This window comes from Amycolatopsis sp. NPDC039088 (genome assembly GCF_055598845.1).
The window spans coordinates 19573-34899 of record NZ_JBVKAE010000019.1 but is presented as its reverse complement, the minus strand read 5'-3'; the positions used below and the strand labels follow the sequence as shown (position 1 = coordinate 34899).

Below are 15327 nucleotides of genomic sequence, written 5' to 3'. Positions count from 1 at the left end.
GTCAGGCCACCAATCCGGTCATCACGGCGATGGGGACGGCGAGAAAGCCGCCGGTGATCACCACGGTCACGAGAGTGCCGACGGTCTTCATCGCGGGCCTGGCGGAGCCCAGCGTGCGGGCCGCGCTCCAGAAGCCGTGGTTGAGGTGCAATCCGAGCATCAGCTGCGCCACGATGTAGATCACGTTGACCCACCACACGCTGAAGTCGGCGACGATGTTGTGATAGGGCTGGCCGTCGACGTAGTCCCGGTTGGCCACGCCCACGGTCAGGTCCAGGATGTGCCAGACCACATAGACCGCCAGCGTCGCGCCGCCCCAGCGCATCGTGCTCGTCGCGAAACTCGCCCGTGCCCGCTGCCGGTGTACGTACCGGACCGGTCTCGCCCTGCGGTCCCTGATGGACAGTTGAACGGCGGCGGTGATGTGCAGGACGACCGCGACGACCAGGCCGGCACGCATGATCCACAGGAAGACCCCATACGGCAGCACGGGCTCGCCGATCGTGCGCAGCCAGGCGGCGTACTCGTTCATCGCGGCGGCGCCGAGGAAGACCTTCAGGTTGCCCAGCATATGCGCGAACAGATAGGCCACCAGCCCCAGGCCGGTCACCGCCATGACGGTCTTCTTCCCGATCGTCGACGCCCAGAACCGGCCGATCGACGTGGGTTTTCGTGGTGGGACAGCGAGTTCCGTGGACACCTGATCGACGCTAGGACCGCGTCGACCAGAGGGCAAACAGAAGAAAAGTCTTGTGAGCATAGGCTGTGGCTATGATGCGGCGGTGCAGTTCCATCAACTCGCCTACTTCGTGGCCGTCGCCGACACCCGGCACTTCACCCGTGCCGCCGAGCAGATGCGGGTGGCCCAGCCGTCGCTCTCGCAGCAGATCCGTGCGCTCGAACGCGACGTCGGTGCCGAGCTTTTCCACCGGATACGGGGAAATCTCTCGCTGACGGAAGCGGGGGAGACCCTGCTTTCGTACGCCAGGCGCATCCTGGCCGATACCGAATCCGCCTACCAGGCCGTGCGGGAACTCGACGAATTGGGGCGCGGACGAGTGCGATTGGGGGCCACTCCGAGCCTGTGCACCGGGCTGCTGCCGTCGATGCTCGCGAGCTTCCGTACCGCCTACCCTGGGATCGAGCTCACACTGCACGAGAGCGGTTCGCGCGACCTGCAGACCGATTTGTCCGAAGGCGCGCTGGATCTCGCGTTGATCGTCGACTCGCGGCTGCGAGATCAGAGCCGGCTGTCGACCCAGCCGCTGCTCATCGAGGAACTGGTCGTGATCTCGGCCAAGGACCGGCCGGCGCCGGTACGGCGGGGACGGATGCGGATCCTCGATCTCAAGGACAAACCGCTGGTGATGTTCCGCCGCGGCTACGACCTGCGCGACGCGACCATCAACGCCTGTCGTGCCGAGGGATTCGAACCGTCGTTCGCCATCCAGGGCGGTGAGATGGACGCCGTGCTGGAGTTCGTCCAGGCTGGGATGGGGATCGCTGTCGTACCGAGCACGGTGGTCAGGGACAGGTTCCGTGTGACCCGCTTCGCCGAGCCGGGGCTCAGCCGGGTCGTGCGGCTCGCCGGCCGCGAGGACGTCGAACCGTCCAAGGCCGTACGGGCCCTGCGCGACGCCGTCACCGGCTATCTCGCCGATGCCGCCGCCCTTCCCCAAGGCACCCGGTCTCTCCTGCGAGAGGGGTGAGCCTTGGCCATCGACTGGCGAGGCCCGCGACATCGTGGAGTTGATAGACAGGACTGGTGAACAACTTCTACCACCTGTGCTTCGTCGTTCGGGATATCGAGCAGGCCACCGAGGACCTCACCCGCACTCTGGGGGTGAACTGGAGCCCAGTCCGCGCGGGCACGCTCGGGGACTGGGACTACCGCATCGTGTTCTCCGTCGAGGGGCCGCCGTTCTTCGAGGTGATCCAAGGCCCCGCGGGCAGTCCGTGGGATGCGACCGACGGTTCCCGCTTCGACCACATCGGCTATTGGGCCAAAGACGTCATGACGGACAAACAGCGCCTGGCGGATCGAGGCGCTCCGATCGAGTTCGACTCCTGCCCTTACGGTCGCTCCTTCACCTACCACCGTCTCGACAGCATCGGTGCCAGGGTGGAGTTGGTCGACCTCGCGGTCCAGCCCGGGTTCCGCGACACCTGGGCCCCCGACGCGATGGCGATGCCGCCGCTCGACCTCGACGAGCCGGGCCCTGGCTAATGCCCGCGAGCGGGTTGAGTTGCCGGGAGCGTCGAGCGCAGTGGTCGCGCGAGTGCTTCGACAAGGGGGGCGGGAAGCCGCAGTGTCGGCAGGAGGCGCAATTCCGCTTCGAAATCGGGGTCGACCTGGGTGCAGTCGCAGTCCAAGTACTCTTCCATCCCGAAACATCGGCTGGCCAGATCCGACGCGAAGTCCGGGGGCGCGAGCCTGGCGAGCAGGCGGATCATCGGCGCGGTGACCGAGGCCGGCCGGGCACGAAGGTCGTCCGCCATCAACCGTGCCACGAGTTCCGTCGACTCACTCGGGCCGAGAGGCGGGACGCCGTACCGCTCGCATACGGCGGCCACCAACGGCTCGGTGTCCCACCCGGTCACCTGGCGGCCCATCCCGGCCAGTTCGGCGATCTCCGGATCGTCATTGCCTTCCAGCACCATGCTGACCGCGACGTCCGGCCAGTCGCCCGGCTCGAAGCAACCGCGGCGCTCGGCCGCTCTCGCCACCGAGAGCGCCATACGCACCGAAACATCCTCCACCCGACGACTCCAAGTACTCGGACCGTCCACCCTGTCGGTCGACACCGGCACAAAGCGTACGCGTCCTTCCCGGGATGAAGGGGGCCGAGGCCCTGTCTGTCGAGCACGATGAAGAACGCAATTGTTCACTTCTCGGCAACTTTTCGAATACTCGAAATTCGTGCGCAAGATAACGAAAAGCTATCCGAATATTTCGAGTTCTCTCATCAGTAGGGGTGGTGCTGGACGCGGACGTTTAATCTGTGCGTTCTCGCGAATGTGGGCTCCGGGCGCTACGGCCCGGAGCCCACATCGCCCTCGTTCCAGGGAGGGGTTGAAAAGTCAGATCAGAGGACGACGACCGGCGAGGCGACGAACGTGCCGGAAACCATCTTGCCTGCCACCTTGATCGAGCCGCCCACCTTCAGTACGCCGGAAATGGTGGCGTCCTTGAAGTTGATGTTCACGTTGCCCGAGCCGGCGGTGTCGAGGGCGAGGGTTTTGCCGTTGATCGACACCAAGGTGCCGGTCACGCTGCTCGCTTCGCCGACGATCGAGTGGTTGGTGGCGGCGAAAGCCGTCGTGCCGCCGGCCAGCAGTGCGCCCGCCGCGGCGGCGCCGGCGATGATGATACGGATACCCTTGGTCATGATGTCACATCCCTGTGGTCGGAAATTGCGGGGAAAGTGAACTCCCATCGCGTTCTGCTGTGTTCGCCACATCAGTACTTGCACGGGAATCTGCGACGAAGACTAGTCAGGCTGGTCGGCGGGAAGGAATGGGATTTCTTCTAGTGATAATCGGGTGCGATCGCGGATCGCATCGTTTCACCAGGTGGGATTCGACGGGCAGGCTTGTTGCTTTTCACGGTTCGGGAGGATGAATCCGTACATGAATATGCATGCGGGATTGTTCACGCCATCCGACTTCGGCGATCGCCGGTCCGACGAAGTCGATGTGTTCGAGGTCATGATGGAACGATCCGGATTGTGCATGGCTCGCCTGGACCCGGACCGCCGGGTGATCGACGCCAGCGCGGAGTTCCTTCGTCAGTATGGAATCGAGCGTGAGTCGCCGCGCGGATCCGATTTCATGGATCTCCTTCATCCGGGCGTGCGGACGCGGATGCAGCGGCACTTCGAGCTCCTGGAAAGCGGTTTTCGGCCTCGGTTCGTCGAGCGCCTGGCCGGAATGGGATGCGGGGGAAGGGGCTTTTCCGGACAGCTCACAGGCATCGCGGTGCACGATGAATCCGGTCTCCTGGTCATGATCGTCGTTGTCGTGACACCGGAGTCGACCGCGCTGGAGAGCGCGGTCGCCGTGGACCGCGACTTTCGCCTGTCCGAACTGAACGCCAGGATCCTGGAGGGCATCGCCCGCGGCGAGCCCACTGTCCGGATCGCGGCCGATCTCTTCCTCAGCCGGCAGGGCGTCGAGTACAACGTGGGCATGATGTTTCGGAAGCTGAACGTTCCGAACCGGGCGGCGCTCATTTCGAAAGCGTTCAGCATGGGCTTGTTCAACGCCGCGGCTTGGCCTCCCCGGATTCTGCCCGCCTATGTCGAGTAGTGGCCATGTTTTCCGGGGGAGAATTGAGACATCCATCCTGTTGTGCGGTGCGGCGTTTCATGGCTTGCGCGGGCGGATTTGACCGCCTTTCAGTGCGTTGACCTGCGGTGTTCCTTCTTCGGTGGCGTCACGAATGCGTGCGAAGGTGGCCTGCTCGGTGTTCTGTTGCGGGAATCGAGGTTTCGTGTCTTCTGAGACGGTTCGATAGCTTCGAATTCATGGAATGGAGCTTTCAAACGGCCGAAGAACTTGTTGCCGCGTTGCGCGCCGGTGCGGTGTCGTCGGTGGAACTGACCGACGAGGCGATCGCCCGTATCGAGCGCGACGACGAGGTGACCAACGCGATCTGTGTGCCGGACTTCGACCGTGCGCGGGCCGCCGCGCACCGCGCCGACCAGGCTCGTGCACGTGGTGAGGACCAGCCGTTGCTCGGTGTTCCGGTGACGGTCAAGGAGTCCTACAACGTCGCCGGGCTCCCCACGACCTGGGGTCTGCCGCAGCATCGGGACTACATGCCGTCCGAGGACGCGGTACAGGTGTCTCGGCTCAAAGCCGCCGGCGCGGTGATCCTCGGCAAGACCAATGTGCCGTTGGGACTGCAGGATATTCAGAGCTTCAACGAGATCTACGGCACCACAAACAATCCGTGGGATCACGGTCGCACGTCGGGCGGGTCTTCCGGAGGCTCGGCGGCGGCACTGGCGTGCGGTTTCGGGGCGCTCTCCATCGGCTCCGACCTCGCCGGTTCGCTGCGCACCCCCGCGCATTTCTGTGGTGTCTACGCGCACAAGCCAACTCTCGGGCTGGTGGCCACGCGCGGTATGGTCCCGCCGTCCGAGCCGGCGTTTCCCACCGACCTCGACCTCGCCGTTGCCGGTCCGATGGCGCGCACCGCCCGCGACCTCGCGCTCCTGCTCGACGTCATGGCCGGACCGGACCCACTGACGTACGGCGTGGCGCACCGGTTGGCGTTGCCGCCCGCTCGCCACGAGCGGCTCCGCGATTTCCGGGTCTTGGTCATCGACGAACATCCGCTCATTCCGACCGGGGCCGCCGTGCGAGCGAGCGTGCACCGGGTGGCCGCCGCGCTCGCCGACAGCGGTGCGCGCGTCGAACGGCGCAGTCCGCTGCTGCCTGATCTGACCGAAGCCGCGAAGCTCTACATGCAGTTGCTGATTTCGGGCTCCGTCGCACGGTTTCCCGTCGAATCGGACGAGCAGCTGCGGGCCCACGTCGCCGGACTGAGCGCGGACGACCAGAGTCTCGACTCCTCGCGGATGCGCGCGATGCTGTTGAGCCATCGCGATTGGCTCGAGGCGAACAACCTCCGCGAGCTCCACCGCCACGGCTGGCGGCAACTGTTCGCCGAGTTCGACGCCGTGGTGTGCCCGATCACGCCGACACCCGCGTTCCCGCACGACCACGACCCCAATCCGCTGGGGCGGCGCGTCGACATCGACGGTGTCGAATACCCGTACTTCGACCAGTTCGCCTGGGCGGGCCTGGCCACCATGCCCGGTCTGCCCGCGACGGCCATACCCACGGGCCGCTCGCCCGAGGGCCTGCCGGTCGGCGTGCAGCTCATCGGTCCGATGTTCGAAGACCGCACCCCGTTGCGGCTGGCCGAACTGCTGGAGCGGAAGATCGGCGGCTTCGAGGCACCGAAGTAGGGCGCACTGGCCGGGATGGGCGTCGTCGAGGAAGCCCATCCCGGCCGTGGATGACGAGCTACAGACCGCCTCGGCCGTCGAATCGCGATCAAGATGGCCCACATCGCCTCGGACATCCGCCCAGCGGCAAGAGAGTGCGTTGCAACTCTAGAAGTGACCGTTCCAGGGACTCCCGATGCCTGTTCGTGTCGCGCTGCCGCCAGGGGACAAGTCGAGGACATCGATCAGGGTTTGGTCTTCGTCTACGGCGTGGTGCAGATGCCCGATCTTGCCGGTGCCACCGTCCGCGTCGGAAGCACCGATGAGCTGCCACATGCCGTCATCGGCGTCATGCTGGACAAGCAGAATCGGCTCGCTGCGCTCGAAGACCTCCCGGGTCTGGATGCAGACGGTGCGCAGAAGCCAGTGACGCATCCACCAAGCCCGCCGATCGCGCCGCATGACCTGGTCGGCGACCCACCAGACGAACGGCAGGTCCTCATGAGCACGTGCCTCGTCCGCGGTCAGGTCAGTGCCGCCCTGCGGCACACGCTCGAACGGGTCGTCGCTCAGCGAGAACGCATGGCCGTCCTCGTGCTCGAAGATGACGGCGTGGAACGTTCCGCCACCAGGGTTGCCCGCGCCGATCCCGACCGACAAACGAGCGACCCGCGGGTCCGGCCCGGTCGTCCACCCGAACGCGTACGACGCCAGCTCACCTTGCGGCCCGACGAACTCCCCGAACGCCCGCCGCTCCATTCCCGTCACTGTGTCTGTCGGCACCTCGACCAGCGCACTCTGTATCACCTGGATATCCACCGCAGCAAAGTATCCGATCGAGAATCCACCCTCGCAGGAACGCGCTCATCGCGGGAGCAGCGGAGGTCGATGTCAGTCGTCGTCGCCCATGACGTCCAGGAGTAGGTCACCTGGCAAGGCCAGGAGCTGCCGAAGAAGCGGCCGATCGAGCTCAACGGCGTGTTCGGTCGCATGTGAGGCTGCCAAGCAGAACCAGTCCGCCACGTATCCCTGACTGATCAACTGCCACACCGTGTCGGCCCTGGGCTCAAGTTGATCGAGAAGCCAGTGAAGATGATCGGCAAGCTCGCAGCCTGGCGGTAGGTCCGACGACAGCAGCCACAGCGATACCCGACGGGTAGCTCCCGAACGGCGTCCTATCGGATCTCCGACTTCGAAAGCGCGCGATGGCTCCAAGTCGAGCAGTCGAGTCACCAACTCGGCGCTTCCACCGTGCTCACCAGAGATCCGAAACGTCGCACCTGTCCGCACCACGACATCATCACGCAGCAAACACCTCATCCGCGAGGCAAATACGCACGAGCCCCAGCACGCTGTCATTGGCGTGCAAGTGGACTGGCTGAACGCACGCTCAACGGCAGGAGCGGATTTCTTGTTGGTGCTCCGGATGGCCTACGCCGTGTACGAGCAGACCTTGGTGCGATTGGTTGATTCGGTTGCCTGGTGCGGTGTGCCGTGAAGCAGGGGGGCGGCCACGAGGTGACCGGCATCCTGGCCAGCTTGCTCCATCCGCTCCGGGCGGCGACCTCATGGCATCTGTGACGTGAGCGGTTCTCTGTGATTGAACCTGGCGAAGTTGACGTTGTCCCTGACCGCTATCGTCTTTTCATGGGCCCACACTCCTGCTGTAGCCGGCGGGGCGGCGGGGAATGGGTCGCGCCGCCGATCCAAGAGCAGCGCGTCGGGAGATACACGAAGAACTCGAGCCCCGGCGACAGGGCACTGTGGTGAAGTAGGCCGTCGCCGCGATCCCGGCATGTTGCCAGCGCTGGCTCGTAGGGGAGTTTGGTGCCGTGTTCACCGTCCCGGCCGTGGAGTCCATGGGTCCGTGGACCGTTGTCTGGTCGTGCCTGGACAACATCGAACGCGTTTCGTTGAGCAAGGTGCCCCTTCGGAGCCGCCCGACCCGCCGAGAAAATCCAAGCGAACACGTGTCGATCATGAGGTCGCATGGGAATTGGCGGTGTCAACTCGGGGCTTTTCTGTTTATCGGGTCGTGGTCGACGTGGTGGTCCGGTTAACGTGACCGGACCGATCATCCGCGCTTCCCAAGGACGGCAGCCGATCATGAGCACGTCGTACGTTTACCGGATCACCAAGTACGACCCGACCGATCGCGACGACCGGGGCGCATACCGCGGATCCGAGGAGGTGTCGAGCGACCACGGTCCAGTGGAGGCCGCCTATCTCGCCGCCGTGGCGGCCTTCGCCGAAGACGCCGGCGTGACCCTCCTAAATCTCCGCGACCCCGCGGTCACCGGATTCGTCCACTTCGGAGCAGAGCCGCCCATCGACGGCCACGGACTGGACGGACTGTTCCCATCCGACCTCACCGGCTATCACGACGGCGCACAGATCACCCTGGACGTCGGACGTGAACTGGTGCGCGCCATGCTGCGCGACACTGGTGCGTGGTGCCGGCTCGAGGCCGAAGACCGGTTCTTCGTCCACGTCGGCTACGACCAGTACATGTACGTCGGAAGCGACCAACCGTGCGGACATGCAATCGCGCTGACGGTCGCGAGCGGTTTGTTCGTCGAGCCGCTGGACGGCTCGCTCTACGAGTCGGATGACGAGGAACCGTACGAATCGCGTCCGGCGGACGCGGTGTTCTGGGCCGAGGTGGCGGCACTCGTGGCACAGCGCGGCGGGGTCCTGTTGGAAGAACAGGTCGTCCGCAACCACTCCCGTTGGCACCGGCTCACCACCGACACCGTGCCCGACCTCGGCCCGCGCGCCCTGCTGAACGTGTGGCCGGACCTGTCCACCGACATTCCAGCAGTGCTGCGCACGATGTCGCCGACCTTCACCGGCTGGGCCGTCCTGGAACACGCGGACGGCAGCATCCACGGCTTCCCCGCCGACAGCGATGACCGGGCGGGCCTGGCCGAAGTGCTCACCGGCGCCCACGCGGCCATCCTCCTACCGCTCACCACCGCTGACAACAATCCACTGCTCGTGGCCGTGCGACCCGACGACGACGGAATCGTCCGCGCTCGCTGGCCCATCTGAATGACGGCAGACGAACCGATGACAGGCCCGGCTTTCGTCGCGGCCTCCGCGGTCGACAACACCCGAGCGTCCCAACATCGACATAGGCGCTCGGACTGGCGCGGACCCTCGGTCTGCGTCCGATGGCAGATTGGCGATCAGGTAGCTGGTCGATCGATATAGCAACCGGTGCCGACCGATCGCGGGCTTGGACCTTTGATATGGGCGAAGATTGCCGCAGCACGGTGCCGGACTTCCTTGGCACTGAGCAGGCTCGACGCCGACGATCAGTAGTCAGCGGTCGGGGGCCGGAGCCAGCGCCTGATGGCCCAAGTCGGTCGAGAAGCCAGTGAAATGATCGGCAAGCTCGCCACCTGGCTGCAAGTCCGACGACAGCAGCCACAGCGATACCCGACGGATAGCACCCGAACGGCGCCCTACTTGATCCCCGACCTCGAACGCGCGCGACGGCTCCAAGCCATGGGGCACCGCGCGCGCCATGGTTGGGGCCCGTTACGCGTTGAGGCTATCGCCACCTGACTAGGAGCCGTAGCCTCCGGGACATTGGGATGGGCATACGTTCGAAGGAGCTTGGATGTCCCGTGTCTCCGTACTGATCCCCTTGCCAGCGCCTCCCTTGATCCTCAACGGATGTGCTGAACACTTCGACGTCGTCCGTCTCTGGCAATTCGCCGATCCTGCCGCAGTCATTGATGAACGAGGCGCCTCGATCCAAGGCATTGCCGCAGCCGGATGCACGGTCGGACCCGACCTCATGGATCGGCTGCCGAATCTGCGCATCATCGCGAATCTCGGCGTCGGGTACGACAACGTTGACGTAACTGCCGCCTGCGACCGAGACATTGTCGTCACCAACACGCCTGGAGTGCTTGACGACGAGGTTGCGGATACCGCCATAGGCCTGTTGCTCATGGTGGTGCGCGAACTGGGGCGGGCCGAGCAGTATCTGCGGGCCGGCCAGTGGAGCGCTGGGCCGTACCCCCTCAGTCGAACCACGCTCAAAGGGCGGGTGATGGGGGTAGCGGGACTCGGGCGAATCGGAACCGCCATCGCCCGGCGGGCTGGCGCGTTCGGTATGTCGGTCGCCTATCATAACCGCCATCCGGTTGACGTGCCTTATCGTTACCATTCCTCGTTGCTCGACTTGGCGCGCCATGTCGATACGCTGATGATCGCGATGCCGGGTGGGCCGACGACTCGGCACCTCGTCGACGCAACGATACTTGGCGCTTTGGGGCCCGCCGGGGTGATCGTCAATGTCAGCAGAGGAAGCGTGATCGACGAGCAAGCATTGGTGTCTGCGCTCCGCGAGAAGACAGTGCTGGGCGCAGGACTCGATGTCTACGAGGCGGAGCCGCACGTCAGTTCCGAACTGCTCAAGTTGCCAAACGTCGTACTGCTGCCGCACGTGGGGTCCGCCAGTGTTCCCACCAGGCGGGCGATGGCTCAGCTTGTCGTCGACAACCTGATCAGCTTCTTTTGTTCAGATCGGGCCTTGACCCCGATCTCCCGGTGATCCGACCCGTTCGTCCTGTCGATCAAGAAGTGGCTCCGTGGCAAAACGGAGGTTTGCTGCCCGGCGTAGCGATTCGGATATAATCCGATCAGGAATACGTTTCTTGATCTATATCAAGCATTCCGGAGGTGCCTGTTGGGGATTTGCGAACCGGATTCCCCGGCTCCGGGTCGGCGCGCGCCCGCGCTGGATTCCGCGATCGCGTCCGTCGGCAACCTGCCCCGGGACACGCCCTTCTTCACGGGGAGGACTGAAGAATTCACGCAGCTGTGCGAGGTGATCTCTGCTACCCGTCGACGAGAAGGTCTCCCTCCGATCTTCGCGCTCGACGGGATGCCAGGAATTGGAAAAACCGCCCTCGCGGTGCACGTCGCGCACGCGGTGGCCGGAGAGTTCCCGGACGGCGTACACTTTCTCGACCTTCACGGATATAGCGCGGTCAGGAAGCCGGTCGACCCAGCCGAAGCACTTCAATCACTTCTCATTGCGTTCGGCTTAGCCAGTGACCAGGTCCCGCCAGAGCTAAACGAACGAAGTGACATGTGGCGATCCAGAACCGCAGGACAACGCATGCTACTGGTAGTCGACAACGTCGAGAACGAAGATCAGATACGCCCCTTGCTGCCCAACGCTCCGGGTCCCGTCATGTTGATCACCAGCCGATGCAGGCTGGTGAATCTGAACGACCTCGACTCGAGCACGCTGGACGTCTTATCTCCTGACCATGCGGGGAACATGTTCGTCCAGATATCCGGCAAAGCGTCTGCTGATCGGCGTGAGATCGATGGTCTGATGAAACTGTGCGGTTACTTGCCGCTTGCAGTGGCCTTGACCGCCGGGCGTTTGCGGAGCCATCCGACCTGGGCCGTCGAACACTTGACGGAGCAGTTGAAGGACGCACGGATCGGTGTGGACGAAATGTATGCCGGACACCTCTCGGTCGGGGCGGCCTTCGAGCTTTCCTATCGAGACCTGCTTCCCGAAGAGCAGCAACTTTTCCGGAGACTCGCATTGCATCCGGGAACCGACATCGACGTGCATGCGGCTGTGAGTCTTGACGCCGGAACGCTCGTCGGTACCCGGAGAAAACTGGAAGCCCTATTCCTGAAACATCTTATCGACGAGCCTGCGCCAGGTAGGTACCGGCTGCACGATCTTATCCGCGAATATGCGAGCGGTCTATCGGAACGGGATCCCGCAGGCGAACGTGACGTCACGATCAGACAGGTGATCGACTACTACCGAAGGATGGCGGTAGACGCCTGCGACACGGTGTACGTCCGCCACAGTGCTGGGACGTCTGGCACGCAATCGAAATTCAAGACGAGCCATGCCGCTGAAAACTGGATGGTCGCCGAGCGCGCGAACCTCGACGCATGCATCGACTATGCCGCCACGAATCACCTGTACAGCCTCACGACGTCACTCTCGATCGCACTGCATCCCTTCCTTATTCAGCACGGCCAATGGGACCGGGCTGCCGCCATGCTTCCAGTCGCGATGGCAAGCGCCCACCAGGCTGGTAACCGCACTGCCGAAGCGTGGACGTTGCTCAACGCTGGAAGCCTGAAGCTGCTCACCGGGCATCACGCGAAAGCCGCGTCCTACCTCCATGAAGCCATCTCCTTGTTCACGAGCCACGGCGACCAGCGCGGAGAGGCATTTGCGGCGTTCGAAACAGCAAAACTTCACTACAGACAACGTGAATACGAAGAATCGCTTTCCTGGCTCGGGCGGGCGTATGCTCTTTTTCATGAACAAGGGCTCCGGCTCGGACAGGCGCATGCACGCGGAAAATTCGGTCACCTGTACTATCGGCTGGAAGAATATGGACGTGCTACCGAAAACCTTGTCGAAGCGCACCAGATATATATCGAACTCGGCCACCGGCCGGGACAGGCGAGTACGTTGATCGACCTGAGCAAGGTGCAGGGACGGACCGGCCAGTACCTCGCTTCGATCGACAATGTCACCCATGCTCTCGACCTCTACAGGGAACTTGGTGACACGCAGGGCCAGGCGCACGCGATGTCGAACCTTGGCCGCTTGAATTACCGTATAGGCAAGGGTTCATACGCTCTCGAATATCACGCGAAGGCGCGAGACATGTACGCGGCGATCGGTGATCGGCTGAATGAAGCACACGCAGTGAACAACGAAGGACGTGTTCGCAATGCGCTCGGCGATCGCGGCGGCGCCCTCGACTGCCACCAGCGCGCGCTGGCCATCTATGATGATCTTGGAGACCCGCTCGGGCGTGCACACGCGCTCACCAATTTGGGCTGGGCATATTACAGCGTCGGCAAGCACTCGGACGCGGGACGGTACTTCGATCGCGCCCACGCGTCGTATGTTCAGATCAACAGCCTCAACGGTCGGGCGAATGCTCTCATGGGGCGAGGCTGCGTGCACCAGGTGACCGGTTGCTCCGCCGAAGCCATCAGATGCCTCGAAGTCGCATACGAGCTCTTCGGCGACGATCGCGCGTGCCGGGCCGAAACCCTGTACCACCTAGGGCAACTAGAACTCGGTCGGTCAAACCTCGGCTCCGGGCATGCCTATCTCAAGCGATCCCTCGACCTCGCACGTGCCATCGGAGCTCGGCTTCAGGAAGCCCATATCCAGGTCGCTATCGGACGAGGAGCACTCATGATGGGCCGAAAGTCGGAAGCCAAGCACGCCTTGCACATCGCGTCGGAAATCTTCGTAGAGGTGGGTGTCCGCGAAAGCCAGGACCTGATCGCAACGAGGCTTGAAATCGAGTCCTGACCAACACACCGCCAACGAGACGTCGTCCTCGGAATAATCGAAACCGATCTCGCCGCAGAGCAGCCAACGTGGGCCACCGGACGAGGCCATGTCCATCATTGCCCGCTCCGGTGAGGATCCGGTACCGGGGTTGATCATCACCCCGCAACCCTATCGACAGGACACGAGGCATGAGCCCGACCGCGGAGGTAGAACTCTTGCCCCGCACCGGCACAATCCGTCCATCAGCAGTTGCGTGCCTTTCCGAAACGTGCGACCGGCAGGTAAGTGCTTCGTAGCGGTGAATCGCCGCGTCGACGGCTGGAAAGGGGCCACCAGTCCGATGATCGGCCCGTCCGCAATACGGTTGATCTTGGTGTGGAGTCTGATCTACTGTCCACCTCGCGTCGACCGCGCACTCCGAGGTGTTGTGGTCGCTCGCCGCTGAACGGAGGTCGTGTCATGCACAAGCTGATGGTCTTGTACCCCGAGCCCGCCGATCCCGACCACTTCCGCTGAGCGTGGCCCTGAGGCACCGCCGAATCCGCGGTGGGCCATGGCGCGCTTGACTGTCACGGTGCGGGATCGCGAGCGAGTCGCATAAACGATTGGTCATTCTTCCGACGCCATGGTCGACCCACTGGAGCTGTCCTTGACTGCCGAAACAACCCCGACGATCGATGCCGCTTTGGCGAGGCGTCTGATCGACACGCAGTTCCCGCGGTGGGCCGGATTGCCGTTGCTTCCGTACGCTCCGGCCGGCTCGGATCATGTGATCTACCGGTTGGGTGAGGAGCTGTCCGTTCGGCTGCCTCGCCATGCCGATGCGATCAACCAGGCGAGGAAGGAGGCCGAGTGGTTGCCCCGGCTTGCTCCGCATCTGCCTCTGGCCGTGCCCGTACCGGTGGAGGTGGGCGAACCGGCCTTCGGTTATCCGTGGCCGTGGGCGGTGTCGCGCTGGCTGGACGGTGAGGTGGCGACCGTCGATGCCTTGTCCGGCTCGCACGAGGCCGCCGCTGAGCTGGCCCGGTTCCTGACCGCGCTCCACCGGTTCGACTCCGCCAAGACCGACGACCTCTTCGGCCGGTCGTTGAGCACGCGGGACACGGCGACGCGAGCCGCCATCACGAAAGCCGGTGGCGCGTTCGACGCCGGGGCGATGGGTGAACTGTGGGACGCCGCGCTCGCCGCCCCTGAATGGGACCGCCCACCGGTCTGGTTCCACGGCGATTTCCACACCGGCAACCTGCTGATGACCGGCGGCCGACTCAGCGCTGTCATCGACTTCGGTGAGCTGGGTATGGGCGATCCGGCGTGCGACCTGATGATCGCTTTCACGCTCATGTCGGCCGAGACGCGAGCGACTTTCCGCACCGCGCTCGATGTGGACGATGCCACTTGGCTTCGTGGTCGCGGCTGGGCTCTGGCCACCGGTTTGAACGCGTATGTCTCCTACGCCGCCGTCAACCCCCGCGTCGCCGCACAAACCACCCGCCAAATCACTCAGGCACTTCTCGGCTAGAGGTCGCCGGGAAAGAATCGTGGTCCAGCCGGATACGCCACGACCATCGGGAGTCAGCGGCGTCCGGCGGCCAGGATGACGAGGAACTGGCCGCCGCCCGGTTCGATCGTGGCGGTCACCGGCAGCCCTGGTACCAGTCTGGAGAACCGGTCCACCAGCCAATCCGCGGCTTGCTGTGCGTCCTGCTTCGTCGGGCAACGGGCCACCATTTCGCGGCCGCCCTTGCGCTCCAGCCGACCTGCGACGGTGATCAGCGGCGCGGGTTCGACCACGTGCAGTCGGTCCGGCCAGGCGATGACCACCTTGACCGCGCCCTTGCGGGTGTTGCACCCCCGGTGCGCGAGGCGCTCGGCGATCTTGGCCTTCCGGTCGGCGGTCCGGCTGTCGACACTGGGCCCGCGCGGGTCGTTCACCGACATGTCGGGGTCGACCGGTTCGTCGCACACCCAGCATCGCCAGCCGTCGCGTTCGGCCACATCATCGAGGAGACTCACCCGAGCAAACTAGCCTGTCCGGCCGGAGCTTCGGACACC

The 15327-nt window shown here is 64.3% G+C and carries 14 protein-coding genes; 8 read left to right on the top strand and 6 right to left on the bottom strand.

Annotation, left to right across the window (positions count from 1 at the left end; all coding sequences use genetic code 11):
- Nucleotide 1 precedes the first annotated feature (1 nt).
- Nucleotides 2–700 carry a succinate dehydrogenase cytochrome b subunit gene (locus ACZ7KI_RS23885; protein WP_470275309.1) on the bottom strand — a complete coding sequence of 233 codons (699 nt, stop codon included), beginning with the start codon at nucleotides 698–700 and terminating at the stop codon, nucleotides 2–4.
- A gap of 82 nt (nucleotides 701–782) precedes the next feature.
- Between ACZ7KI_RS23885 and ACZ7KI_RS23880 the strand changes: the two genes are divergently transcribed.
- Together ACZ7KI_RS23880 and ACZ7KI_RS23875 are read left to right on the top strand one after the other, a co-directional pair.
- Nucleotides 783–1709, top strand: coding sequence for a LysR family transcriptional regulator (locus ACZ7KI_RS23880; protein WP_470275308.1), 927 nt, complete (start codon nucleotides 783–785; stop codon nucleotides 1707–1709).
- Between the two features lie 56 nt (nucleotides 1710–1765).
- Complete coding sequence (locus ACZ7KI_RS23875; protein WP_470275307.1) at nucleotides 1766–2227, top strand: VOC family protein; 462 nt, start codon at nucleotides 1766–1768, stop codon at nucleotides 2225–2227.
- Here the strand turns inward: ACZ7KI_RS23875 and ACZ7KI_RS23870 are convergent.
- A complete protein-coding gene (locus ACZ7KI_RS23870; RefSeq protein WP_470275306.1) occupies nucleotides 2224–2745 on the bottom strand; it encodes a hypothetical protein in 522 nt (173 codons plus the stop codon). The two genes, ACZ7KI_RS23875 and ACZ7KI_RS23870, sit on opposite strands and share 4 nt — an antisense overlap.
- 341 nt (nucleotides 2746–3086) lie before the next feature.
- Nucleotides 3087–3389: a hypothetical protein gene (locus ACZ7KI_RS23865; protein ID WP_470275305.1), complete on the bottom strand. Its 303-nt coding sequence runs from the start codon at nucleotides 3387–3389 to the stop codon at nucleotides 3087–3089.
- Between the two features lie 229 nt (nucleotides 3390–3618).
- Between ACZ7KI_RS23865 and ACZ7KI_RS23860 the strand changes: the two genes are divergently transcribed.
- Both ACZ7KI_RS23860 and ACZ7KI_RS23855 read left to right on the top strand, forming a co-directional pair.
- Nucleotides 3619–4308 (top strand): helix-turn-helix transcriptional regulator, encoded by a 690-nt coding sequence (locus tag ACZ7KI_RS23860; RefSeq protein ID WP_470275304.1) that lies wholly within the window; start codon nucleotides 3619–3621, stop codon nucleotides 4306–4308.
- Nucleotides 4309–4526: 218 nt separating this feature from the next.
- The gene (locus ACZ7KI_RS23855; protein WP_470275303.1) at nucleotides 4527–5978 is read left to right on the top strand and encodes an amidase; all 1452 of its coding nucleotides are present in this window, start codon (nucleotides 4527–4529) and stop codon (nucleotides 5976–5978) included.
- Nucleotides 5979–6125: 147 nt separating this feature from the next.
- Here ACZ7KI_RS23855 and ACZ7KI_RS23850 read toward each other — a convergent pair whose 3' ends face one another.
- Together ACZ7KI_RS23850 and ACZ7KI_RS23845 are read right to left on the bottom strand one after the other, a co-directional pair.
- Nucleotides 6126–6776, bottom strand: coding sequence for a hypothetical protein (locus ACZ7KI_RS23850; protein ID WP_470275302.1), 651 nt, complete (start codon nucleotides 6774–6776; stop codon nucleotides 6126–6128).
- Nucleotides 6777–6848: 72 nt separating this feature from the next.
- On the bottom strand, nucleotides 6849–7277 hold the full coding sequence (locus ACZ7KI_RS23845) for a DUF4279 domain-containing protein (protein WP_470275301.1): 429 nt from the start codon (nucleotides 7275–7277) through the stop codon (nucleotides 6849–6851).
- A gap of 741 nt (nucleotides 7278–8018) precedes the next feature.
- Between ACZ7KI_RS23845 and ACZ7KI_RS23840 the strand changes: the two genes are divergently transcribed.
- The 4 genes from ACZ7KI_RS23840 to ACZ7KI_RS23825 all read left to right on the top strand — a co-directional run bounded on the left by ACZ7KI_RS23840 (nucleotide 8019) and on the right by ACZ7KI_RS23825 (nucleotide 14794).
- Complete coding sequence (locus ACZ7KI_RS23840) at nucleotides 8019–9008, top strand: RNA-binding protein (protein WP_470275300.1); 990 nt, start codon at nucleotides 8019–8021, stop codon at nucleotides 9006–9008.
- A gap of 574 nt (nucleotides 9009–9582) precedes the next feature.
- Entirely contained in the window at nucleotides 9583–10524 is a 942-nt protein-coding gene (locus ACZ7KI_RS23835) for a 2-hydroxyacid dehydrogenase (protein WP_470275299.1), read from the top strand.
- A 135-nt stretch (nucleotides 10525–10659) separates the two neighbouring features.
- Nucleotides 10660–13293: an ATP-binding protein gene (locus ACZ7KI_RS23830; protein ID WP_470275298.1), complete on the top strand. Its 2634-nt coding sequence runs from the start codon at nucleotides 10660–10662 to the stop codon at nucleotides 13291–13293.
- Nucleotides 13294–13924: 631 nt separating this feature from the next.
- Nucleotides 13925–14794, top strand: a complete 870-nt coding sequence (locus ACZ7KI_RS23825) for an aminoglycoside phosphotransferase family protein (protein WP_470275297.1) — start codon at nucleotides 13925–13927, stop codon at nucleotides 14792–14794.
- Between the two features lie 53 nt (nucleotides 14795–14847).
- On the opposite strand, the gene ACZ7KI_RS23820 is transcribed toward ACZ7KI_RS23825, so the two are convergent.
- On the bottom strand, nucleotides 14848–15288 hold the full coding sequence (locus ACZ7KI_RS23820; protein WP_470275296.1) for a hypothetical protein: 441 nt from the start codon (nucleotides 15286–15288) through the stop codon (nucleotides 14848–14850).
- Between the last annotated feature and the right edge of the window lie 39 nt (nucleotides 15289–15327).

Coding starts and splice junctions, on each gene's coding strand:
- ACZ7KI_RS23865 (WP_470275305.1), bottom strand. CDS start 3,389: ATGACCAAGGGTATCCGTATCATCATCGCCGGCGCCGCCGCGGCGGGC.
- ACZ7KI_RS23860 (WP_470275304.1), top strand. CDS start 3,619: ATGAATCCGTACATGAATATGCATGCGGGATTGTTCACGCCATCCGAC.
- ACZ7KI_RS23855 (WP_470275303.1), top strand. CDS start 4,527: ATGGAATGGAGCTTTCAAACGGCCGAAGAACTTGTTGCCGCGTTGCGC.
- ACZ7KI_RS23845 (WP_470275301.1), bottom strand. CDS start 7,277: ATGAGGTGTTTGCTGCGTGATGATGTCGTGGTGCGGACAGGTGCGACG.
- ACZ7KI_RS23835 (WP_470275299.1), top strand. CDS start 9,583: ATGTCCCGTGTCTCCGTACTGATCCCCTTGCCAGCGCCTCCCTTGATC.